20 protein-coding genes are annotated in these 22,020 nt (G+C 65.4%); 9 read left to right on the top strand and 11 right to left on the bottom strand.

The window, feature by feature from the left end:
* Positions 1 to 95: 95 nt before the first annotated feature.
* From AADV74_RS10115 to dnaA, 5 genes are all read right to left on the bottom strand, one after another.
* Entirely contained in the window at positions 96 to 659 is a 564-nt protein-coding gene (locus AADV74_RS10115) for a DciA family protein (RefSeq protein WP_342113654.1), read from the bottom strand.
* The gene (gene recF / locus AADV74_RS10110; RefSeq protein WP_342113652.1) at positions 652 to 1,830 is read right to left on the bottom strand and encodes a DNA replication/repair protein RecF; all 1,179 of its coding nucleotides are present in this window, start codon (positions 1,828 to 1,830) and stop codon (positions 652 to 654) included. The genes AADV74_RS10115 and recF overlap by 8 nt, the downstream gene beginning before the upstream one ends.
* Before the next feature lie 276 nt (positions 1,831 to 2,106).
* Positions 2,107 to 2,994: a phosphogluconate dehydrogenase (NAD(+)-dependent, decarboxylating) gene (gene gnd, locus AADV74_RS10105; protein WP_342113651.1), complete on the bottom strand. Its 888-nt coding sequence runs from the start codon at positions 2,992 to 2,994 to the stop codon at positions 2,107 to 2,109.
* Positions 2,995 to 3,022: 28 nt separating this feature from the next.
* Entirely contained in the window at positions 3,023 to 4,171 is a 1,149-nt protein-coding gene (gene dnaN, locus AADV74_RS10100) for a DNA polymerase III subunit beta (protein ID WP_342113649.1), read from the bottom strand.
* A gap of 466 nt (positions 4,172 to 4,637) precedes the next feature.
* Complete coding sequence (dnaA, locus tag AADV74_RS10095; RefSeq protein ID WP_055823898.1) at positions 4,638 to 6,056, bottom strand: chromosomal replication initiator protein DnaA; 1,419 nt, start codon at positions 6,054 to 6,056, stop codon at positions 4,638 to 4,640.
* A gap of 387 nt (positions 6,057 to 6,443) precedes the next feature.
* Here dnaA and rpmH point away from each other — a divergent pair, with 387 nt between their 5' ends.
* The 8 genes from rpmH (at position 6,444) to AADV74_RS10055 (ending at position 11,741) form a co-directional block, all read left to right on the top strand.
* Complete coding sequence (rpmH, locus tag AADV74_RS10090) at positions 6,444 to 6,581, top strand: 50S ribosomal protein L34 (RefSeq protein ID WP_055823896.1); 138 nt, start codon at positions 6,444 to 6,446, stop codon at positions 6,579 to 6,581.
* Between the two features lie 9 nt (positions 6,582 to 6,590).
* The gene (gene rnpA / locus AADV74_RS10085; RefSeq protein WP_342113638.1) at positions 6,591 to 6,926 is read left to right on the top strand and encodes a ribonuclease P protein component; all 336 of its coding nucleotides are present in this window, start codon (positions 6,591 to 6,593) and stop codon (positions 6,924 to 6,926) included.
* Positions 6,923 to 7,234: a membrane protein insertion efficiency factor YidD gene (gene yidD, locus AADV74_RS10080; protein ID WP_342113636.1), complete on the top strand. Its 312-nt coding sequence runs from the start codon at positions 6,923 to 6,925 to the stop codon at positions 7,232 to 7,234. The genes rnpA and yidD overlap by 4 nt, the downstream gene beginning before the upstream one ends.
* A gap of 8 nt (positions 7,235 to 7,242) precedes the next feature.
* The gene (yidC, locus tag AADV74_RS10075; protein ID WP_342113634.1) at positions 7,243 to 8,229 is read left to right on the top strand and encodes a membrane protein insertase YidC; all 987 of its coding nucleotides are present in this window, start codon (positions 7,243 to 7,245) and stop codon (positions 8,227 to 8,229) included.
* 28 nt (positions 8,230 to 8,257) lie between these two features.
* Positions 8,258 to 8,758 carry a Jag family protein gene (locus AADV74_RS10070; RefSeq protein ID WP_342113632.1) on the top strand — a complete coding sequence of 167 codons (501 nt, stop codon included), beginning with the start codon at positions 8,258 to 8,260 and terminating at the stop codon, positions 8,756 to 8,758.
* 37 nt (positions 8,759 to 8,795) lie between these two features.
* Positions 8,796 to 9,434 carry a 16S rRNA (guanine(527)-N(7))-methyltransferase RsmG gene (rsmG, locus tag AADV74_RS10065; RefSeq protein ID WP_342113629.1) on the top strand — a complete coding sequence of 213 codons (639 nt, stop codon included), beginning with the start codon at positions 8,796 to 8,798 and terminating at the stop codon, positions 9,432 to 9,434.
* Between the two features lie 400 nt (positions 9,435 to 9,834).
* Complete coding sequence (locus AADV74_RS10060) at positions 9,835 to 10,791, top strand: ParA family protein (RefSeq protein WP_425287303.1); 957 nt, start codon at positions 9,835 to 9,837, stop codon at positions 10,789 to 10,791.
* Positions 10,791 to 11,741: a ParB/RepB/Spo0J family partition protein gene (locus AADV74_RS10055; protein WP_342113624.1), complete on the top strand. Its 951-nt coding sequence runs from the start codon at positions 10,791 to 10,793 to the stop codon at positions 11,739 to 11,741. Before AADV74_RS10060 ends, AADV74_RS10055 begins: the two co-directional genes overlap by 1 nt.
* 746 nt (positions 11,742 to 12,487) lie before the next feature.
* Here AADV74_RS10055 and AADV74_RS10050 read toward each other — a convergent pair.
* From AADV74_RS10050 to AADV74_RS10025, 6 genes are all read right to left on the bottom strand, one after another.
* Positions 12,488 to 13,459 (bottom strand): D-alanine--D-alanine ligase family protein, encoded by a 972-nt coding sequence (locus AADV74_RS10050; RefSeq protein WP_342113623.1) that lies wholly within the window; start codon positions 13,457 to 13,459, stop codon positions 12,488 to 12,490.
* A gap of 23 nt (positions 13,460 to 13,482) precedes the next feature.
* On the bottom strand, positions 13,483 to 14,796 hold the full coding sequence (locus AADV74_RS10045; RefSeq protein WP_342113622.1) for an aminotransferase-like domain-containing protein: 1,314 nt from the start codon (positions 14,794 to 14,796) through the stop codon (positions 13,483 to 13,485).
* Between the two features lie 147 nt (positions 14,797 to 14,943).
* Complete coding sequence (trxA, locus tag AADV74_RS10040) at positions 14,944 to 15,267, bottom strand: thioredoxin (RefSeq protein ID WP_055911062.1); 324 nt, start codon at positions 15,265 to 15,267, stop codon at positions 14,944 to 14,946.
* 52 nt (positions 15,268 to 15,319) lie between these two features.
* On the bottom strand, positions 15,320 to 16,300 hold the full coding sequence (gene trxB / locus AADV74_RS10035; RefSeq protein WP_342113619.1) for a thioredoxin-disulfide reductase: 981 nt from the start codon (positions 16,298 to 16,300) through the stop codon (positions 15,320 to 15,322).
* Between the two features lie 125 nt (positions 16,301 to 16,425).
* Positions 16,426 to 18,045 (bottom strand): murein biosynthesis integral membrane protein MurJ, encoded by a 1,620-nt coding sequence (gene murJ, locus AADV74_RS10030; protein ID WP_342113618.1) that lies wholly within the window; start codon positions 18,043 to 18,045, stop codon positions 16,426 to 16,428.
* The gene (locus AADV74_RS10025) at positions 18,038 to 20,488 is read right to left on the bottom strand and encodes a DUF6049 family protein (RefSeq protein WP_342113617.1); all 2,451 of its coding nucleotides are present in this window, start codon (positions 20,486 to 20,488) and stop codon (positions 18,038 to 18,040) included. The genes murJ and AADV74_RS10025 overlap by 8 nt, the downstream gene beginning before the upstream one ends.
* Positions 20,489 to 20,571: 83 nt before the next feature.
* Between AADV74_RS10025 and AADV74_RS10020 the strand changes: the two genes are divergently transcribed.
* The gene (locus AADV74_RS10020) at positions 20,572 to 22,005 is read left to right on the top strand and encodes a CCA tRNA nucleotidyltransferase (RefSeq protein WP_342113616.1); all 1,434 of its coding nucleotides are present in this window, start codon (positions 20,572 to 20,574) and stop codon (positions 22,003 to 22,005) included.
* Positions 22,006 to 22,020: the final 15 nt, after the last annotated feature.

Raw genomic sequence — 22,020 nt, 5'->3', positions numbered from 1 at the left:
AAGCGACCCTTCATCCTACCAAACGGGGGTCACACCTGCGGTCACGACAGCCGATCTGAGGCACTTTTCGAGCGAGTCCGACCGAATTTGTCGCCCTAGCCGTAGGTATCGCGTGGACCACGCCCTGGAATTGATCTGGGGCCCTTTTTCCACGACGGGGCGTCCGGCCCCAGAAAGCGCACCGACGTGATGCCGGCGTCGGGGTACCGCTGCGCGATCGAGGTCATGATGGCCACCCGCATGAGCCGCAACTGCGTCGCCCATGCCGTCGACTCGCACTGCACGGTGAGTCTGCCGTCCTCGATTCCGGCCGGTGTGGAGTGCTTCGCCGTCTCGGCGCCCGCGATCTCGGCCCACGATTCCATCAGTGAGGACTGCGCCAACGGTGACTGCCACCCCAACTGCGCGGTGAGAGCGTCGAGCGCAGAGCCGAGGCCCTTCGGGTCGCGTCCGGGGCCGAACGGCTGACTGCCGCCGTCCTCTTTGGCCTTGTACCGCTTGCGGGTCAGGCGAGGCCGTGAGCCCGAGTCGGTGAACACACCCTTGAGTCGCAGGTAGAAGCGGCTCGACTCAGTGTCGGCGAGGTCTGTGGTCTCAGCGGGCTCGGTGGTCTCATCGACATCCGTTCCACGTGAAACTTCGCCCGGAATCTCAGGCATCGACGACCTCCCCTGCACGGATGCGCACCACGGTGCCGGCCAGGGCCTCGGGCACGTCGTCGAGGACCGCAGCCGTGATGAGCACCTGCTCGTAGCCTGTCACCGCGTCGGCGAGACGACGACGACGTGCCTGGTCGAGTTCGGCGAAGACATCATCGAGGATCAACACCGGATCGCCGCTGGCGAAGTCATGCCGCAACAGCTCGGCCGATGCCAGCTTGAGCGCGAGCGCATACGACCACGATTCGCCGTGGCTCGCGTACCCCTTGGCCGGCAGGGCGTTCAGCATCAGAACGATGTCGTCGCGGTGAGGCCCGACGAGCGTGATGGCCCGGTCGAGCTCACGACTGCGCAGGCGCGCCAGCATGTCGCGGAATCGAGTGGCGATCTCGGTGACGGATGCCGCACGCGGCGCTGACCCGGTCTCGGAGGGAACGGCATCGGGCGCCTCGCCCTCCTCCCCTGCTCCCGAGCCGTCGATCGAGAGCGCGGGCACGAGTCGGGGCACCTGGTCGTCACCGGCGACGGACTGGTAGGCCGCACGCAGCGGATGCTGTAACCGGTCGATGAGGTTCAGGCGCTCGGCGATGATCTCGGATCCGAGCACGACGAGTCGCTCGTCCCAGATGTCGAGGGTGCTGAGTTTGGCGTCGCGCAACCCGCTGGCCCGGGCAGACTTCAGCAGCGTGTTGCGCTGACGCACCACGCGCTCGTAGTCGGACAGCACACCGGCCATGCGCGGAATCCGCTGCACGAGCAGTTCGTCGAGGAACCGGCGACGGCCCGACGGCTCTCCGCGCACGAGCGCGATGTCCTCGGGAGCGAAGAGCACGCTGTGGCAGTACCGCACCAACTCCCGCGGCTTGACCACTCCGCGATTCAGTTGGGCACGGTTCGCCCCGACCCGATTGATCTGCAGTTCGGCCAGCAGTTCTCGATCAGAGCTCTGCAGGCGTGCCCGGATGATCGCGGCATCCCGCCCCGCCCGGATCAGCGGTTGGTCGTTCGACACTCGATGCGACGACAGAGTCGCCAGGTACCCGATGGCCTCGACCAGGTTCGTCTTGCCCTGGCCGTTCCGCCCGACGATCAACGTGGGTCCGGCGTCGAACGAGACCTCGGCGCGCTCGTAGTTGCGGTAGTCCGTCAACGAGAGGTGGGCGATCCGCATGGGCTCGATCCTCTCGTCTTGCTCCGGCACTGCTGCGCTGCTGATTTTACGGCCGCTGGATCTCCCCGACTCGACTCGACCGAGCGAGCCCATCGATCCCCTGACCTCACAAAGCGAGCCGGGGAGGGCATTCGGTAGGTCTGGGGTTCGGCGGGCATCCTTGGGCGAGACCTACCGGATGCCCTCCCCGGCGACACCGACCTTCAACCGCAGATGAAAGCAGGGTCTGATCTTCGCGAATCGAGAAGACCGGACCCCGCTCATGAGGGTTGATCTCTAGCCGGCATCCTTCACGCCATGCCCACCGAACTGCTGGCGGAGGGCGGCGACGGCCTTCATCGCCGGCGACTGGTCCTGGCGCGAGACGAATCGGGCGAAGATCGAGGCGCTGATCGTCGGAACCGGAACCGCACTCGCGAGAGCCTCCTCGATGGTCCACCGACCCTCGCCCGAGTCCTCGACGTAGCCGGCGATCTTCTCGAACTCGGGGTCCTGCTCGAGGGCACGGACGAGGAGCTCGAGCAGCCAGGACCGCACGACGGTTCCGCGCTGCCAGGCCTTGAACGTTCCGGGTACGTCCTTGATGATGTCCTCGCGCTTGTCGAGGAGCTCATAGCCTTCGGCGTAGGCCTGCATCAGTGCGTACTCGATGCCGTTGTGCACCATCTTGGCGTAGTGCCCGGCACCGACCTCGCCGGCGTGCACGAAGCCCTCCTCGCGGGGACCCTCGGGACGAAGCGCGTCGAAGATCGGCATGGCGCGCTCGACCTGGTCGGTCTTGCCGCCGACCATGAGGCCGTACCCGTTCTCGTGGCCCCAGATTCCACCCGAGACACCGGCATCGATGTACTCGATGCCGTGGGCGGAGAGCTGCTCGGCGTGACGGAGGTCTTCGGTGAAACGGGAGTTGCCGCCCTCGATGATGAGGTCGCCCGCCTCCAGGTGCTCGCCGAGCTCCGTGATGACGGAGTCGGTGATGGCGCCGGCGGGGACCATGACCCAGACGATGCGCGGAGTGGGGATGGTGGCGACGAGTTCGGCGACGGATGCCGCATCCGTCACTGCCGGATTCTGGTCGAAGCCGGTCACTTCGATGTCGTGTTCGCGAAGGCGGGCGCGCATGTTGCCGCCCATTCTGCCGAGGCCGATGAGCCCGATGTGCATGAAGGTGCTTTCTGTTGTGTGCGAGATGTCAGCGCAGAAGCAGGTTGGGCTGCAGCAGGTAGCGGTAGCTGTCAGCGCCGGCCTGGTCACGGGACGTCTGGCTCGTGATGAGCACGGGCCCCGGCTTGTTGGGGTTCTCGGTCTTGGTGAAGGAGATGCGCACGAACTCCGAGTGCACCGCTCCCAGTCCATCGAGGAGGAACTGCGGCTTCAACGATACGACTGTCTCGACGCCGGTGAGGACTGCGTCGATGGTCTCGGAGGCCTGCGCCTGCTCGGACCCGATCGCCTCGAGAGTCACGCCCTCGGTTGTGAAGGAGTAGCGGAGAGCGGCTTCACGCTCGAGCACGAGCGAGACTCGGCGGGTGGCCTCGATGAGGTCGGCGGTGTTCATGACCGCGTAGTTCTCGACTGTCTCGGGGAAGAGACGGCGCACGGGCGGGAAGTTGCCCTTGATGAGCAGGCTCGTGACGGTCTTCTTGTCCGCGGTGAAGGCGATGAGCTCGCGCTCGTCCTTGGAGGTGATGGACACCGAGATGTTTCCGCTGTGGCCGAAGGTCTTGCCGACCTCCTGGAGCGTGCGCGCGGGCACGAGAGCCGTGATGGTTTCGGCCGTTGCCGTCGATCCGCCATCCCAGTCGATCTCGCGCACAGCGACGCGATAGCGGTCGGTGGCGACGAGGCCGAGGCTGTTCTCGGACACCTCGAGCTGCACGCCGGTGATCACTGGCGTGACGTCGTCTCGGGATGCGGCGACGGCTACCTGGGCGACCGCGGCCGCGAACTCCTCTGCAGGAACGACCCCGGTCTCCGAGCTGATCTGCGGAATGCTCGGGTATTCCTCGACGGGCATCGAGAGAAGTGTGAAGGATGCCGAGCCGCAACTCACGAGGATGCGCGAATCCTCGGTGCTGAACCGAACCGGCGCGTTGGGCAGGCGGCTGGCGATCTCCGCGAGGAGTCGACCTGAGACCAGGATCGTTCCGGTCTCCTCGACATCGGCGCTGATCTCGGTCTGGGCAGAAACCTCGTAGTCGAACGACGACAGGATGAGACCTGTTGCCGTGGCCTCGATGAGGACTCCACTGAGGATGGGCAGGGTGGTCCGCTGCGGGAGGAGCTTGACGGCGAAGGACACTGCTTCGCTGAAGACATCCCGATTGGCTTGGAACTTCACTGAGCCACTCCTGTCGTACGTACGTGTAGTGCTGCCCATGCTAGCCCGTGGGTGTCAGCGACGGAGTGCGTCTCGGCGCCCCGGGTTTGTCATTCGGCCGCTGGTCGTAAAAGTTGTCGAGTCGAAGTGTTTAAAGAAATGTGGTTAACGGTGTTAACAAGTGTGGAAACTGTGGATAACTTCGGCGATGCCACGTTCCGTCTGGGAACTACAACCGTGTGACTTGTGCGCGGCCTGTTGAAGTTAACGCGATCCCGCTGGGCTCGATCCCAGTGATGACGGGCGAGTTGCACAGTCATCGGGCAGTAGTCAACATTAATCGGGCACTTACTCGTTAAGTTTCCACAGGTTATGCACAATGTGTGAGTAGCGGCATATTTCAGCGGACGTATTCCACAGGTGGGCGTGTCGGAATGGGTGCGAGGGCAGGCTGAAGCAGCCCCGAGGGGCGTCGTGCGCAGCACGGCTACTTGTAGCGGTGGGTCTGCTTGATGCGATTGGTGAGCTCAGTCACCTGGTTGTAGATCGAGCGCCGCTCCTTCATGAGCTCGCTGATCTTCTTGTTCGCATACATGACGGTCGTGTGGTCGCGGTTGCCGAACAGTTGCCCGATCTTGGGCAGGGAGAGGTTCGTCAACTCTCGGCAGAGGTACATCGCGATCTGGCGTGCTGTGGCCACGGCTTGTGATCGGCTCGAGCCGTAGAGGTCGTCGACGGTGAGCTTGAAGTAGTCCGCAGTGTGGGTGATGATGTCGACGGGCGCGATGACGTTGTCCTCGTCCAGGGTGATGAGGTCCTTCAGCACGGTCTGTACGAGAGCCATGTCGACCGGGGTCCGGTTGAGACTGGCGAAGGCCGTGACCCGGATCAGCGTTCCCTCGAGCTCGCGGATGTTCGAGGACACCTTGGTGGCGATGAACTCGAGGATGTCGTCCGGAACCTGCAGCTTGTCGTTCTGCGCCTTCTTGCGGAGGATCGCGATGCGCGTCTCGAGGTCCGGCGCCTGCACGTCGGTGATGAGGCCCCACTCGAACCGGCTCCGCATCCGATCCTCGAAGCCGGTGAGGTGCTTCGGTGGCAGGTCTGAGGTGATGACGACCTGCTTGTTGTGGTCGTGCAGGGTGTTGAAGGTGTGGAAGAAGGCTTCCTGCGTCTCGGCCTTCCCCTGCAGGAACTGGATGTCGTCGATCAGCAGGATGTCGATGTTGCGGTACCGAGCCTGGAAGACGGATCCGCGGTTGTTGGCGATCGAGTTGATGAAGTCGTTCGTGAACTCCTCGGAACTCACGTAGCGAACGCGGATGCCGGGATACAGGCTCATCGCGTAGTGACCGATGGCGTGAAGCAGGTGGGTCTTGCCCAGCCCGGACTCGCCATAGACGAAGAGCGGGTTGTACGCCTTCGCCGGCGCCTCGGCGACTGCGACCGCTGCTGCATGGGCGAAGCGGTTCGACTGCCCGATGACGAAGTTGTCGAAGCTGTACTTCTGGTTCAGCCTGGTGTCGCTGGAGCGCTCGGGCTGCGTGGTCTCGAACACGGACTGCGGAGTCGCCGGCGTCTCGACCTCATTGGGCTGCTCCATCGGGGCGGCGATGTCGGGACGCAGGTTCTCCTGTTCGAGCTCCGGGTTCACCACGACATAGAAGTTCGTGACCTCCGTCGGCAATGTTGCGAGGGCGGCCAGGAGGGCAACGCGCATCCGTTGGTTCAACATGCTCGCGGTGAAGTCGTTCGGAACCTCCAGATAGAAGGTTCCGGCAGCGATGCCCTTCGGCTCCACGAGCCCCAGGAATCCGTAGAGCATGGGAGTGACGCTCTTGTCTCCGCCGAGCTGGGTAAGGACGTCCTGCCAGACCTCGTCGATCGGTCGTTCGCCCTCAGCCATACCCACTCGCATCCATTCGATATGCCGCCGGAAGGAAATGCCTCGACGCTGAGCTTGCCCGGTCGGCAAAGTATTCACAAAGTTATCCACCTCCTGTGTGGAATACAGGCGTTTTCTCAGGTTTGATGCACCCAAAGCTGGGGATAACTTGGTTCCACACGCTACTGGGGGCATCCGAGGGGATCAAATCCCCCTCAGGTTCCGGCGTGTCGATGCCACGAGAAACCTTCGAGTGTGTGGAGAATTTCAGGTTTGGCCCCATCCCGGTTTGACCATAGCTCGGGCAGGGCCTAGTTTTAATCAGTTGACGACGAGCCTTCTGGCTCCCCCCTGCCTTCCCGCCGCTGAACACGGTGCGTGGAGAACCAAGACTGTGGAGATCACCCCATGAGCAAGAGAACGTTCCAGCCGAACAACCGCCGCCGCGCGAAGGTTCACGGCTTCCGTCTGCGTATGCGTACCCGTGCCGGTCGCTCGATCCTCGCTGCGCGTCGTCGCAAGGGCCGCACCGAACTCTCCGCCTAAGCGACTGAGGTGCTCGCTCGAGCGAACCGGGTCACGAGTGCCGGCGACTACAAGGTCACCGTGCGTCGTGGTCGTCGGTTCGTGGGAGCGAACACGGTCGCCTACGTGCGACCCAATCCGGAGAGCACCCAGGTGCGCTTCGGATTCATCGTCGCAAAGAACGTGGGCACCGCGGTACGGCGCAACACGGTGCGACGTCGGTTGAAGGCTGCGAGTTTCGAGATGGTCGGTTCGATGACCCCGGGAACGGATGTCGTCATCCGTGCGCTCCCCGGGGCTTTCGATGCTTCGTGGGTTACTCTGCGGGCTGAGGTCGTTCGGGCCGTGACCAAGGGCGTGATGTGAATACCGCTGTGACTGCAGCCGTTCTGGCGCCGCGCAATGCGGCCGTCGTTCTGCTTCGCGGCTATCGCGCGGCCATCTCACCTCTTTATGGCGACGTGTGCCGGTACTACCCGTCATGTTCCGCGTATACGTTGCAGGCGATCCAGGAGCATGGCGTGGCGATCGGATCCGCTCTCGGCGTGAAGCGCATCGCCCGATGCCACCCGTGGGCTGAAGGCGGGATCGATGACGTTCCCCTGAAGAAGGTCCGCCGCTACCGCGTGACCCCGTTCGGTTTTGTAGTTGCTGAGAGCCAAGGAAAGGGCTGACCCTCACGATGGACCTTATTGGAACGATCCTCTGGCCGCTCAAATGGGTGGTCGAGCTTCTCCTCGTCGGCTGGCACCAGCTCTTCGAGGCCATCGGCATGGACCCCGCCGCCGGCATCACCTGGGTGCTGTCGATCGTGGGCCTCGTGGTCGTCGTTCGCGCAGCGCTCATCCCGATCTTCGTCCGCCAGATCAAGAACCAGCGGCGGATGCTCGAGGTCGCTCCGCAGCTGAAGAAGATCCAGGAGAAGTACAAGGGCAAGAAGGACCAGTTCTCGCGTGAGGCCATGTCCCGCGAGACGATGGAGCTCTACAAGAAGACGGGTACGAACCCGCTCAGCTCCTGTCTTCCGCTGCTGATCCAGATGCCGATCTTCTTCGCGCTGTTCTCGGTGCTCAATGACGCGCAGCACTCGAAGGCCGGCGTCGGCCCGCTCAACGACACGCTGGCCGAGCAGTTCGGCTCCGCCAAGCTCTTCGGCATCGCTCCCCTTCACGATTCCTTCGCTTCGCAGTGGACCCTGATGACATCGGGCGAGCCGTACGTCGCCGCCGTCATGTGGATCGCAGGCATCATGGTCGTCCTCATGACCGCCTCGCAGTTCTTCACCCAGCTGCAGATCGTGTCGAAGAACATGTCGCCGGAGACCAAGGCGAGCCCCATGTTCCGCCAGCAGCGCGTTCTCCTCTACCTCCTCCCCCTGGTCTTCGCCTTCTCGGGCGTGGCCTTCCCGCTCGGCGTGATGTTCTACTGGCTCACCTCGAACATCTGGACCATGGTTCAGCAGTTCATCGTGATCCGGAACATGCCGACTCCCGGCAGTGAGGCCGCGAAGGCTCGCGAGGCTCGCCTTGCGCGAAAGGGCAAGCTCGAGGCCAAGGACGGCGACATCATCGTGGTCGAGGAGCCGAAGAGGACGACGACCCAGCGCCAGCAGCCCATGAGCAAGGACCGCGCGAAGAAGCAGGCCAAGCCCGGCGATGCCGGCAGCTGATTTCGATAGACACCCAGAGAGCAGAGCCATGACGGACGTTCAGAACGCCACCACCCACTCCCCCACGCGTGAGCAGCTGGAGCAGGAGGGGGATGTCGCAGCCGACTACATCGAGGAGTTCCTCGACATCTGCGACATCGACGGCGACATCGACATCGATGCCCGTAACGGTCGCGCCTACGTCTCGGTCAACGCCGAGGATGGCGCCAACCTGCGCGTGCTCGCCAAGGCCGACGTCGTCAATGCGCTTCAGGAGCTCACTCGTCTCGCTGTCCAGGCGAAGACCGGAGTCTTCTCTCGCCTGATCCTCGATATCGGTGGGTCGCGCGATGCCCGCCAGGCTGAGCTGTCTTCGTTGGTCAGCCGCGCCATCGAGCGCATCGAGGCTGGAGCGGCAGAGGCCGCCCTGCCTCCCATGTCGTCGTACGAGCGCAAGCTCGTTCACGATGTCGTCGCCGAGCGCGGCTACGTGTCGGAGTCACGCGGTGAGGGTTCCGACCGTCACACCGTCATCACCTCTGCCTCCTGAATCACTGCGGTGATGTTTCACGTGAAACGATGCGCCCATGGCTGACGAAGCCGTGAGTGTCGAGGTCGAGCCGGTGGTTGCCGAGCAGATCTTCGGCGACAGGATCGCCGTGGCACGTGCATTCACCGCGAACCTCGCCCGTCTCGGCGAGGAGTTGGGCCTCATCGGCCCGCTGGAGTTGCCGCGCCTGTGGAGCCGGCATGTCCTGAACAGCGCGATCATGGCACCGTTGCTTCGCCCCGGCCGCGTCGGCGACATCGGCAGCGGCGCGGGCCTTCCCGGTCTGGTGTTGGCGATCGCGCGTCCGGATGTGGACTTCGTGCTGATCGAGCCCATGGAGCGGCGCGTCGCCTGGTTGCAGAGCCAGGTCGATGAACTCGGTCTCGACAACGTTGAAGTGCTTCGTGCCCGAGCGGAGGAGGCCAGACTGTCTCCCCTGCTCGACCAGGTCACCGCACGTGCGGTCAGTGCGCTTCGAACCCTCATTCCTCTGACCGCTCCTCTGGTGAAGACCGGCGGCGAGCTCGTCTTGATGAAGGGCGCGAACGCCGAGCGCGAGATCGAGGCTGCTGCCAAGGCCATTCGCAAGTACCACCTGCTCGACGTGGAGGTTCTCGTGCTCGGCGAAGGTGTGCTGAGCGAGGTCACGCGGGTCGTTCGGGCTACAGTGGACTAGTCCTCTCCCCTGCTGTTCGAGGGCGGAGTTCCTCCACAGATTCGACGTTACTGAACGTCGTTTTCCGCGGATTCGGCACGATCGCCGGATGAGACGCGTATTCATCGAGTTGCGAAGTAGGAGTTTTCTGCAGATGCCGAACGAGACCCGTCGCGGTTGGTTCCACCGCAAGGACGACGACGATCGATCGGCAGTGACTGCAGTCGATGGCGTGCAGTCAGATTCCGTGACAGAGTCGGATTCGACACCGAATTCGTCCCCGAATGATGCTGTGGGAGCCATCCTAAGCGCGAGCACGGATGTCCCGATCGAGAATTCTGTCGTCGAAATCGACCCAGACACTCCTGTGGAAGCCGAATCAGTGCCTGACACAGCCCTTCCCGCTGCGTCGGGCGAGCGAATGGAGGTGGATCCGGTCGCACCCGAGACTGCTCCCATTCCCGTGCCTGCCGCGGCGGTCTCGACCGAGGCCGAGACCCCGCTCGCTCGCGAAGTGGCTGACCACGCTCGCCGGCGTCAGGCGCTTGCATCCGCTCCCCTCCCCCTGCCTGAGCGCACTCGGATCTTCACGATCTCGAACCAGAAGGGCGGCGTCGGCAAGACCACCACGACAGTGAACCTCGCTGCGGCGCTCGCGCTCTCCGGCGCCAAGGTGTTGGTCATCGATCTCGACCCGCAGGGAAACGCGTCGACGGCGCTCGGCGTCGAGCACCGTTCCGACACTGCGAGCGTCTACGACGTCATCATCGGCGATGCGCCTCTGGGCGATGTCATCCAGGCGAGTCCGGAGGCCGGCGACCTGTCCTGCGTTCCCGCCACCATCCACTTGGCCGGAGCCGAGATCGAACTCGTCTCCCTCGTGGCGCGCGAGCAGCGTCTTCGTCGTGCGCTCGATCTGCACCTCAAGCAGATGGAGGAACCATACGACTACGTCTTCATCGACTGCCCTCCGTCTCTGGGACTGCTCACCATCAACGCCTTCGTGGCCGCGAACGAGGTCCTGATTCCCATCCAGTGCGAGTACTACGCACTGGAGGGCCTCAGCCAACTGCTCAAGAACATCGAGTTGATCGAGAAGCACCTGAATCCAGAGCTCAACGTCTCGACGATCCTGCTCACCATGTACGACTCGCGTACGAACCTCGCGAATCAGGTGGCCCAGGATGTTCGCGATCACTTCCCTCAGCAAGTACTTGGAACAATAATTCCCCGGTCGGTGCGTGTTTCCGAGGCTCCCAGCTACGGCCAGAGTGTCATCGGATATGACCCCGGCTCGTCTGGATCGCTGTCCTATCTCGAGGCAGCGGCTGAGATCGCCCGCCGCGGGGCCCCCATCATCGAAGGAGCACGCACGTAATGGCGAAGCGCACAGGACTCGGCCGAGGCATCGGCGCCCTCATTCCCACAGGTGACGACGAGCGAACCAGCCGACCGGTCGACGTCTTCTTTCCCGGAGCACCGAGTGTCGACGTCAAGGAGCCGGATGCCGGCCTCCTGGCGGTGCCTGGCGCGCGTCTGGCCCAGCTCAACCCGGCCGACATCGTGCCCAACGCTCACCAGCCACGCTCGGTCTTCGTCGCAGAGGATCTTGCAGAGCTCGTACACAGCGTGCGCGAGTTCGGGGTTCTGCAGCCGATCGTCGTGCGTCCGCACAATGATCTGCCCGGGAAGTACGAGCTCGTCATGGGCGAGCGGCGTCTGCGGGCGACCAAGGAAGTCGGTCTCGAGACGATTCCAGCGGTCATCAAGGACACCGCCAACGAGGACATGCTGCGTGATGCCCTCCTCGAGAACCTCCACCGCTCCAACCTCAACCCGTTGGAGGAGGCGTCCGCCTACCAGCAGTTGTTGGCCGACTTCGGAATCACCCAGGAGGAGTTGGCGGGACGTATTGGTCGTTCACGACCGCAGATCTCGAATACGCTGCGGCTCCTGAGGCTTCCGGAGTCCGTGCAATTGCGGGTCGCGGCGGGAGTCCTGACCGCTGGGCATGCTCGCGCCATCCTCTCGGTGGGCGACGGTGAGGCCATGCAGGTTCTCGCCGACAAGATCGTGAACGAGGACCTGTCCGTGCGGGCAGCCGAGGCGGCCGCCGGCGCCGCACCGAAGGTCGTGAAGACCCGACCGAACGCGGGCAAGCACCACGGCCACCTCGACGAGATCGCGTCCACGCTCGGTGACAGACTGAACACTCGTGTGAAGATCTCCCTGAGTGCTCGCAAGGGGCAGATCACGATCGACTTCGCGACCATTCAGGACCTCAACCGCATCCTCGCGGAGTTGGGCGAGGACGATTTCCCCGGCTGACGTCGGCGCGTTGACGAAGCACCCCGTTTCACGTGAAACGGGGTGCTTCGTCATTGGGGTCACCGTCAGGGGCTGACAACCCAGGTGGCACGGCTGGCTCGCCAGACGCGCGCAGGACCTGTGACGTGTGCCCGTGGGTGTCGGAGGAGCCATGGCTGCTGTCGCGTGGATGGATTCAGGCATCCGCCAGCTGATTCAGTGCGCGTTGCTGCCACTCCCCCGGTGATTCGTGTGACAGTTCGGCGCGTGTGGGTGTTTCACGTGAAACATCGGGGCATTTTCCATCTACAGGTTCGGCGCTACTCTCACACTCGTCGGTCGTATCCGTTAGGCCACTGTGGCGGCGGGTAGGCGATGTATCACGTGAAACGCCTAGTGGCGTGCTCTCAATCCGCCCGTGCAGATTCATCGGCTGCTGGGCCTGACTCATGTCTACAGGCCAGGAGACCCCAGCGGAGTGTGGGGCTCCGGCTCCTCGCCGAGCCGCAGTTCGGCCCCTGCGCACTCGCCATTCCCGTGACCGTTTCACGTGAAACGCGTGGTCCATGGCCAAGGAAGACGGCCGCGGCTGCCGACGTGTCCTCGCCCGACTCCGTCGAGAGTGGATCCACTACGGCCGCGGGATGGGTCGACATGCGCAGGCGCGCGGGTGTGGTCGCGACGTCAGGTGGGCTCAGCCCGTAGAGACGCCCAGCCTGCGCTCGCTGGAATGGACGCTCATTCGTGGTGCCGTTTCACGTGAAACGTCAGCGGGACGCCTCGACGGCCAGTGCCGAGTAGAGTCCCGGCAAGGTGAGCCCAGCGGCCTCGATCGCCTGGGGGACGAGCGACGTCTCGGTCATGCCCGGAAGAACGTTGGCCTCGAGGAACCAAGGTGTTCCCTCCGCGTCGACGATCAGGTCGATGCGCGACAACTGACGCAGGTGGAGCAATTCATGGATGGCCACAGCCGTGTCCGCCACCCGCCTGGCGACATCGTCGGACAGGCGCGCGGGCGTATAGAACAACGTCTCCCCCGCGTTGTAGCGGTCATCGAAGCTGTAGACGCCACTGAGTGGCTCGATCTCGACGGCCGGAAGCGCGTGGGCACCCCGTCCGTCGTCGACGACTGCAACGGCCACCTCGGTTCCCACGACGTGGCGTTCCACGAAAGCCGTGTCGGAGTAGCTGTACGCCTCGACCATGGCACGGGGCAGCTCTGACGCTTCCCGGACGATCGAGACGCCCTGCGCAGATCCGCCCTGGGATGGCTTGACCACCACAGGGAACGGCAGCGCGGCCGACACACGCTCGAGTACATCTGCAGCACCGAGGTCACGGAATGTCTCGCGCCCCAGGGTGATCGAGTCCGGTGTGGCGAAGCCTGCGCGGCGGATGAGTGCCTTCGCCACCGGCTTCAGCCAGGCGAGGGACGCGTCGTCGCCGTGCGCTCCGATGAAGGGGATCCCTGTGGTCTCGAGCAGCGACAGCAGGGCGCCGTCCTCCCCCGTTGTGCCGTGGAGGGCCGGCCAGATGACATCGGGACGGTGCTCGGCGAGGCGGGAGAACAATGAGGCGTCAGGGTCGACGACCCTGACGGTGTGTCCGGCGGATGTGAGCGCGTCGGCGATACGGCGGCCACTGCGCAACGAGACGTCGCGCTCGTGCGAGATGCCCCCTGCGAGCACGATGATGTCGAGACGGGGAGGGGAACTCTCTGACGGGGCGTTGGTGGTCATGATGTCCGTTTCGTCAGTCGAGGTCAGTTGAGATCAGTGGGTGGGAGGCTGAATCGGGTGGAATTCCGCACCGAAGTGAGGCTGCCCGTGCCGGCGAAGGTGTCGAGGAGTTCAAGCTCGCCCCGCAGCACGTTCGACAGTCGGCGGATACCGAGGCGGATCTGTTCCGGAGTGGGATAGCAGAACGACAGGCGGATGTTCTGGTGCCCGCCCCCGTCGCCGTAGAACGCCGTTCCAGGGGTGTAGGCGACGAGTTCCTTGACCGCACGGGGCAGCATCGCCTTGGAGTCGAGAGGTTCAGGCAGGGTGAGCCACACGTAGAAGCCGCCGTTGGGGTTGGTCCAGGTGAGCTCGGGCAGGTACTCCCCCAGTGCGGAGAGCATGGCCTCCTTGCGCTCCCGGTAGACGCCGCGGAAGGTGTCGATCTGTCCCTTCCAGTCGGCAGTCTCGAGGTACTTCGAGATGACCAACTGACTGAAGGAACTCGGCGACAGCACGGCCGCCTCGTTGGCGAGAACGAGCTTCTCCCGGATGGCGTGCGGAGCGAGGGCCCATCCGGTGCGGAATCCGGGGGCCAGGGTCTTGGAGAAGGTGCCGAGGTAGATCACGCCATCCTCCTCGACCGAACGCATGGCATCCGGGGCCGGCTGGTCGAAGTAGAGCAGGCCGTAGGGATTGTCCTCCAGGACGAGGATGTCGTTGTCTCGAGCGATCTGCAGGATCTCGACGCGGCGTTCCCAGCTGAGCGTGACGCCGGCGGGATTGTGGAACGAGGGGATGGTGTACAGGAACTTGATCGTGCGCCCCGCCGCCTTCAGGCGGGCGATGTGCTCGCGCAGGGCCTCGGGGATGAGGCCGTGCTCGTCCATCGGCACGTGGTCGATGTCGGCCTGGTAGGAGCGGAAGATGACCATGGCGGTCACGTAGCTGGGGCCTTCGGAGACGACGACGTCACCGGGGTCGAGGAAGAGCTTGCTGACGAGCTCCAGCGCATGCTGGGATCCCGTGGTCACGACCACATCGTCGGCGTTGGCGCGAATGCCCTCGAGCGCCATGACCTCGAGGATCTGCTCACGCAGCTTCGGCACGCCCTGGCCGGACCCGTATTGCAGCGCGACCGGGCCTTCCGTTCGCATCACGTCGTCCATCGCGCCCTGAATCAGGTCGCTGGGGAGGGCGGAGACGAAGGGCATGCCCCCGGCGAGGGAGACCACCTCGGGACGTGAGGCCACGGCGAACAGGGCGCGCACCTCGCTGGCGCGCAGACCGGCGGCTCGCTCGGCGTAGTGGTGGAACCACGGGTCGAGGTTGTTGCCGGACTGCGCTCTGTCGTTCACTGGGTGATCCGTTCTGTGAGGGTTCCATGCTATTCGTCGGCGTCGATCTGCCGTGACGTGTGTCGCGCACCGAGCTCGGGTGCTCCCGGGAAACGAAAGACCCGCCCGGCGTGAGCCGGGCGGGTCTCGAGTCGTTCGAGCGGCCGGCTACGAGATGTAGGCGGCGAGGTCGGCCTCGAGGGCGGGCTTCGGCTTGGCGCCGATGACGGTCTTGACGACCTCGCCTGCCTGGTAGACCTTGAAAGCGGGGATCGACGTGATCTGGTACTTCATCGCGAGCTGGGGGTTCTCGTCGACGTTCACCTTGACGATGTCGATCTTGTCGGAGTGCTCGGACGCGATCTGGTCGAGGATCGGGGAGACGGCACGGCAGGGGCCGCACCACTCTGCCCAGAAGTCGACGAGGACGGTCTTCTCGCTCTTCAGGACCTCGGCGTCGAATGTCGCTTCGGTGACGGCACGTGCAGTCATTCTCATTCTCCTTCTGTGGATGTCGGATGCGCGGGTCGGCTGACCCGCGAGATCAGTGCGCTGAGACGAGGGCGTCAGCGTCGGCCGGGACGGGGCCGTCGGGCAGGATCTCGGGGATCGACGCGAGGAAGTGCTCGGCGTCGAGTGCGGCGACGGTACCCGAACCGGCAGCAGTGATGGCCTGTCGGTACGTGGGGTCGATTACGTCTCCAGCAGCGAAAACGCCGGTCAGAGATGTTTTCGACGACCTACCGTCGACCGCGATGGTTCCCTCGGGGGTCAACTGCAGCTTGCCGTGCACGAGGTGCGTGCGCGGGTCGTTGCCGATCGCGATGAACAGGCCACCGATCTCGATCTCGCTCTGCTCGCCCGTGACGGTGTCGCGCAGGACCAGGCCGCTGGCGGCATCCGTTCCCGTGATGCCCACGACCTCGCTGTTCCAGATGAACTCGATCTTCGGGTCGTTGAATGCGCGTTCCTGCATGATCCTGGAGGCGCGCAGTTCACCCTTGCGGTGGATGACGATGACCTTGGAGCCGAAGCGGGTGAGGAAGGTGGCCTCCTCCATGGCGGAGTCGCCGCCGCCCACGACCGCGATGACCTTCTCCTTGAAGAAGAAGCCGTCGCACGTGGCGCACCAGGAGACGCCGCGACCCGAGAGACGCTCCTCGTCTTCGAGGCCGAGTTTGCGGTAGGCGGAGCCCGTCGCGAAGATCACAGCCTGAGCCTCGAGGGTCTCGCCCGAGCCGAGGGTGACCTTCTTGACGTCACCGTCGAGCTCGAGGTTCACGACGTCGTCGTAGACGACCTCGGTGCCGAACTTCTCGGCCTGCTCCTGCATCTGCATCATGAGCTCGGGGCCCTGGATCCCTGCGGGGAATCCGGGGAAGTTCTCGACCTCGGTCGTGTTCATGAGCTCGCCTCCGACCTGCACCGAGCTGGCGATGAGCAGCGGCTCGAGCTGGGCACGCGCCGCGTAGATCGCAGCGGTGAAACCGGCGGGACCAGAGCCGATGATGATGAGCTGACGCACGTGAAACTCCTTGGATCACAAGACCGTGGCGCCCGTCCGGACGCCTGGCTGTTGGGTACAACACAGTGTACGGGGGTGCTATTCCAACGCTGTGAGGAGGGTGGGAGCGGCGCGGGGAGGAGTTCTCAGCGCCTGCGGAATCGGTCGAGGATCGGTTCACCGAAGACCCGGAGTTCTGGCGCCCTGACGATCCACAGAAGGCCGAAGTAGACGGCAGCCATGGCGGTGCCGATGGCTGCCATCGAGAGGATGGCCGGCGCGATCCCCGACACGGCGAATCCGCCATCGCGGGTGCCGCCGAGCGCGGTCAGGAGAAGCACCCCGATCACCATCGAGATCAGTGCCGGCCAGGCGTACACGAGAAGGCTGCGCACGATCCGGCCGGATTCGATTCCGTTCAGGCGGCGGCGCAGGAGGTTCGCAGCGATGAGGAGTTGCACGATTCCGGCGATCGAGACGGACAGGGCGATGCCCGCCGCTATCCACTGTGACGGCAGAAGAGAGCAGCCGATCACGAGCACCACGACGATGATCGTCTGGGCGAGAGTGAAGAAGAAGGGCGTTCTGGTGTCGCCCAAGGCGTAGAAGGCGCGCTGGACGACGAAGAGCACGCAGAAGGGAAGCAACCCGATGAGGTACGCCATGATGACGTTTCCGAACGCGATGGTCTGGGAGAAGCTCTCATTGGTGAAGATGGCCGCGAACGGATAGGCCGTCACGAGCAGCACCGCGGCCGCCAGCACGATGATCAGCGAGATCCCCCTGATCGCGGACGAGACATCAGTGCGGAGTTCGGTGATGCGACCGTGGCTCGCGTGCTCCGCCATGCGGGTGAAATAGGCGGTGGCGATCGACACCGTGATGATCGAGTGCGGAAGCATGAAGACGAGCCAGGCGTTCCCGAGCGCGGCGACGGAGGCGTCCTCTCCCGAGGCGATGCCGACGACGACGGTCTCGACCAGACCGGCCGCTGTAGTGAGCAGGATCATGCCGAAGGTCCAGCCGGCCATTCGTCCGGCTGTGCCTAGTCCCACTCCCCGCCAGTGGAAATCGGGTCGATACCGGATGCCGGCGCGTCGCCAGAACCAGAACAGGATCACCGCCTGCGCCGCCACCCCGAGTGTTGCCGTGCCCGCGAGGACGGCGATCATGGCTGGATCCCAGGACGCAGCCGACCGCATGCCGGTCGGGTCGGAACCGTAGACGGCGATGAAGACACCGATTCCGACGAGCGCGACGACGTTGTTGACTACCGGCGCCCACGTATAGGGACCGAAGGATCGGCGGGCATTGAGCACTTCACCCAGCACCGTGTACAGCCCGTAGAAGAAGATCTGCGGAAGGCACCAGAATGCGAACGCCGTCGCCAGAGCGCGCTGGTCCGGAGAGAGGGCGGCGCCGTAGAGGAACGTGAGTAGAGGGGCGAGCGCGGTGGCGATGACGGCGCTGACGGCGAGCACGACGAGTGTCACCGTCATGAGCTTGTTGATGTAGGCCGCTCCCCCGTCTGCCGAGAGTCCGGCCCGCACGATCTGCGGAACGAGGACGGCCGTGAGCACGCCGCCGGCAATGATCGCGTAGATGGTGTTCGGGAGTTGATTCGCCACGGCGAAGGCGTCAGCGCTCGACGATTCCACCAAGCCGATGGCGCTCGCGAGAGCGATCGCCTTCGCGAACCCGAGGATGCGGGAGACGATCGTGCCGGAGGCGAGGAAGGCGCTCGCGCGGCCGATGCCGTCAGCCACGCGGCTCCTCGGTTCCGGTCTCGCGGGCCTGCGCCGGGTCGTCGACGGTAACCGGATCATGTGGTTCGACCGCGTGGTCCACGCCAGGCACATGCGTAACCACATCAGAGGGTTCGGCTGACTCGGTGCCGCCATCCGTCACGGACTCAGGCGCGCCAGCGGCCCGTTCCCTCCGGCGAAGGAGGATCGTGCGCACGATCCCGAAGCCGAAGAGCAACACCACGAGCGAACCCAGGATCGCGGCACCGATGCCCTCCCAGTCGGCATGCACGTTGGCGACGACGGTGTACGGCTGCCCGATAGGCACTCCGGTGGCGCTCGTCAGGGCGATGGTGAGTCCGACGGTGCCGCTCCCCACCTGGGCTGTGACGGGAATCTTCACCGATGAGCTGGAGTTGGCCTCGACGGTGACATCCACTCCGTCATCGACGACGAGACGGCCGTTCGATGGAGTCGCAGCAACGTGCACGGTCACAGCCGAACTGAAGTCGTTCTTGATCGAGACCGGGATCGCCGTCGGGCTGCCGACGACCAGCACGGAACTCGACGGCGACACGGAGACCGAGTTCAGGGTCGCGACGCTCGCCGTGCGGTGATCGGCGAGGGACTCGGCCCAGGTCTCAGGCTGCGGGATCCACCCGATCGAGAGCAGACCGAGCAGCTCCGATCGTTCGCGTCCCGTCAGGACGGTCGGATCGGTGAGCGCAGTCGAGAAGGCCGTGAGTGCTGCCTCGTCCTCGAGCAGGGGAGGCACGACCGCGACCCGGGCCGCCGGCTCCCCAATATCGGAGATGGCAACGGATGCGGCGGGCGAACCGAGCGACGAGAGCAGCGGTACCGGGGCCGCCCACGACAGCTGCGCAATGGCATCCAGCGTGGCCAGGAGGCGCGTCGACGTCGGGGGCCAGCCGCGTTCGAGTGCCGCCAGCACTGCGGACGGGCTCTCGCCCTCGGAGGAGGCGACCGCGAGGATGGCGGCCACCTGGTCCATCGCGGTGCGCCACTCGAGGTCGGTGACCGAGCCGACGGCGGCGCTCAGCGCCGTGGACAGGCGATCGTCGGCCAGGGCGACGATCGCGTCGCCATCGTCCGCGACGGCAGAGGCACGCGGGGTCGCCGTGCCGGGATCGGCGAGATCGGAACTCGAGACGATCGTGGTGGTGAGACCGTTGGCGGCGAAGACCGCCGGGTCGGGCGCCGCGACGGTGCCGGCATCGGGCCAGGCGACGTTGGTGGCGGTGTACGGCCACGACACCAGGTCGGCGAGGGTGGGCCGCATCGTCGGCATCGCTGCACTCGGGGAGACCGTCGGCGCCTCGGTGGACGGCGGCGCGTCGGTGGATCCCGGGGTCGGGGTGGCTGCATCCGTGCTGCGAACCCCGGAATCGGAGGAGCTCGGCTCGGCTGCGGGCGAGTCGCTGGCCGTCGGGGTCGGGGTCGGCGTCGGCGTCTCACTGGAGAAGTTCGCGGAGTCGATGGCGTAATCGAGCGAGGTGGGGCCGAGCAACTGGGTCAGGCCGGCTTGAGCCTGTACGGCCAGGTCGGCATCGGCCCACGCCAGAGGGAAGGTCTCGTTGTCGAGGGCGGCGAGCTGCTCCAGCCACGCGACCGCGGTCTCGGGGGCACTCGTTCCGAGAAGGCGGATCGAGGCGATGATCATCGGATCGATGCCGACGGTGACCTCTCGACCGACCACGCCATCGAGTTGTCTGGTGAGGAGTCCGCCCGGCCGGGTGAGTTGGGCGAGTTCGTCACCGGTCAGGATCCCGGTCGCACCGACAGGGGCGGTGATGCTCATGGCCACAGCGACAGGCGTGACCGGCGTGGGCTCGCCGGCGTACCAGGTGACTGTCCCCCGGCCCTCTGCCACCTCGGCGTCGGCCGACGTGTATGTCGCGGCGAGTCCGCGTGCTCCCCACTCCGATCCGGAGAGGTTGACGGATGCGGCCGGGATCGACGCGGTGAGAGTGGTGTTGTCTGCGGGACCGAGGCGCGGAGCGTTGACGGTGACGGTGGGTCCGGCATCCGTCACCGAGGACTCGCTCTCCTCGGTCGGAGCGTCGAGCCAGGCGTCGAGCTCACCGCGGGTCGCGATGCGGTCGGGGTCGAGCAGGACCTCGACGGTTCCGGGATCGATCGCGGTCGTTCCGGCGTTAGTGATGGTGATGGTGACGGTGAGGTCCTGGCCGGGGCCGAGCCTGGGGTCCGTGGCGAGCGAGACTGTGACGTCGCCGGGTTCCGCGACCGCCGCGACAGCCGATGCGGTTCCGGATGAAGCGCCCGATGCCGACGGAGTCGCCGCGCCCGCCGCCGGCGCGATGAGACCGCAGGCGGCCAGTGCGAGACCGCCGAGAGCGGCCGCCGCGGCGACGCGCATGGGCGCGCGGCGGCCGGAGGAGAGGGGAGGTGCCCACCGACGCGCAGCATCGGTGTCGGCCATCATGCGTGCGATTCTACGGCGTGGGGGCTGCTCGGCTCCTGTGCGCCGAGCCGAGGGGTCATTCTTCGACGCCCTACCATGGAGGCATGCAGAGCGTCGCGGCAGCCCTCGAGCGGTTGGGTGAAGTCGCCGCCTCCCCCACCGTCTCCCGTCTGGCGACCGCTTTCGCCGCCGCCGGGCACGAACTGGCCCTCGTCGGAGGCCCCGTTCGCGACGCCTTCCTCGGGCGGGTGGCACACGATCTCGATTTCACGACGGATGCCACTCCCGATCAGATCCTCGCGATCATCGCGCCCATCAGTGAGGCGCACTGGGACATCGGTCGACAGTTCGGCACGATCGGGGCGAAGATCGCCGGCGAGACCGTCGAGGTCACCACCTATCGGGCGGACAGCTACGACGGCGAGAGCCGCAAGCCCGACGTCGTCTTCGGCTCGTCCCTCGAGGACGACCTCCTCAGGCGTGACTTCACGGTCAACGCCCTGGCGTTGCGCCTGCCCGAGATGAAGCTGGTCGACCCGTCGGGCGGTATCGACGACATGCTCGAGGGGCGCCTGCGCACGCCGTCATCGCCCGCCGTCTCCTTCGGCGACGACCCGCTCCGAATGATGAGGGCCTGCAGGTTCACGGCCCAGCTCGGATTCCTCGTCGACGACGAGACCGAGGCGGCGCTCATCGAGTTGGCCCCCAGCATCGATCGCATCTCGGCCGAACGGGTGAACGAGGAGCTCTCCAAACTCCTGAAGACCGACGAGCCGCGGCGCGGTCTCGAACTGCTCGTGGACTCCGGGCTGGCAGCGCGTGTTCTGCCCGAACTGCCGGCACTGCGCCTCGAGGTCGACGAGCACCATCACCACAAGGACGTCTACCAGCACAGCCTCACCGTGCTCGAGCAGGCCATCGGCTACGAGAAGGCGCGCGGCAATCTCGTCAGCCCCGACCTCACCCTGCGCCTCGCCGCTCTCCTGCACGACATCGGCAAGCCGGCCACCCGCAAGCTCGAGGGCGGCGGAATCGTGAGCTTCCACCACCACGACGTCGTCGGCTCCAAGCTCGCTCGCAAGCGCCTGCGGGAACTGCGCTTCGACAACGACACCATCGCGGCGGTCTCGCGCCTCATCGAGCTGCACCTGCGCTTCTTCGGCTACACGGAGGGCGCGTGGACCGACTCGGCCGTCCGACGCTATGTGCGCGACGCCGGCGACCAGCTCGAGCGTCTGCATATCCTCACCCGTGCCGACGTCACGACCCGCAACAAGCGCAAGGCCGACCGCCTCGCGTTCGCCTATGACGACATCGAGCGACGGATGACCGAGCTGGCCGAGCAGGAAGAGCTCGCGGCCGTTCGGCCCGACCTCGACGGCGAGCAGATCATGGCGATCCTCGGCATCCGTCCCGGGAGAGAGGTGGGCGAGGCCTACAGGTTCCTCCTCGAACTGCGGCTCGACGATGGACCACTCGGCGAGGAGGTCGCCACCGAGCGCCTGCGCGCCTGGTGGGCGGAGCGCTCCCCCGCCTGAGGCCCTCTCCCCCGC

Source organism: Leifsonia stereocauli (assembly GCF_038432415.1).
Classification (GTDB): domain Bacteria; phylum Actinomycetota; class Actinomycetes; order Actinomycetales; family Microbacteriaceae; genus Orlajensenia; species Orlajensenia stereocauli.
Note: the sequence above shows the minus strand (reverse complement) of the source record. Positions and strands in the feature narration are given on the sequence as shown.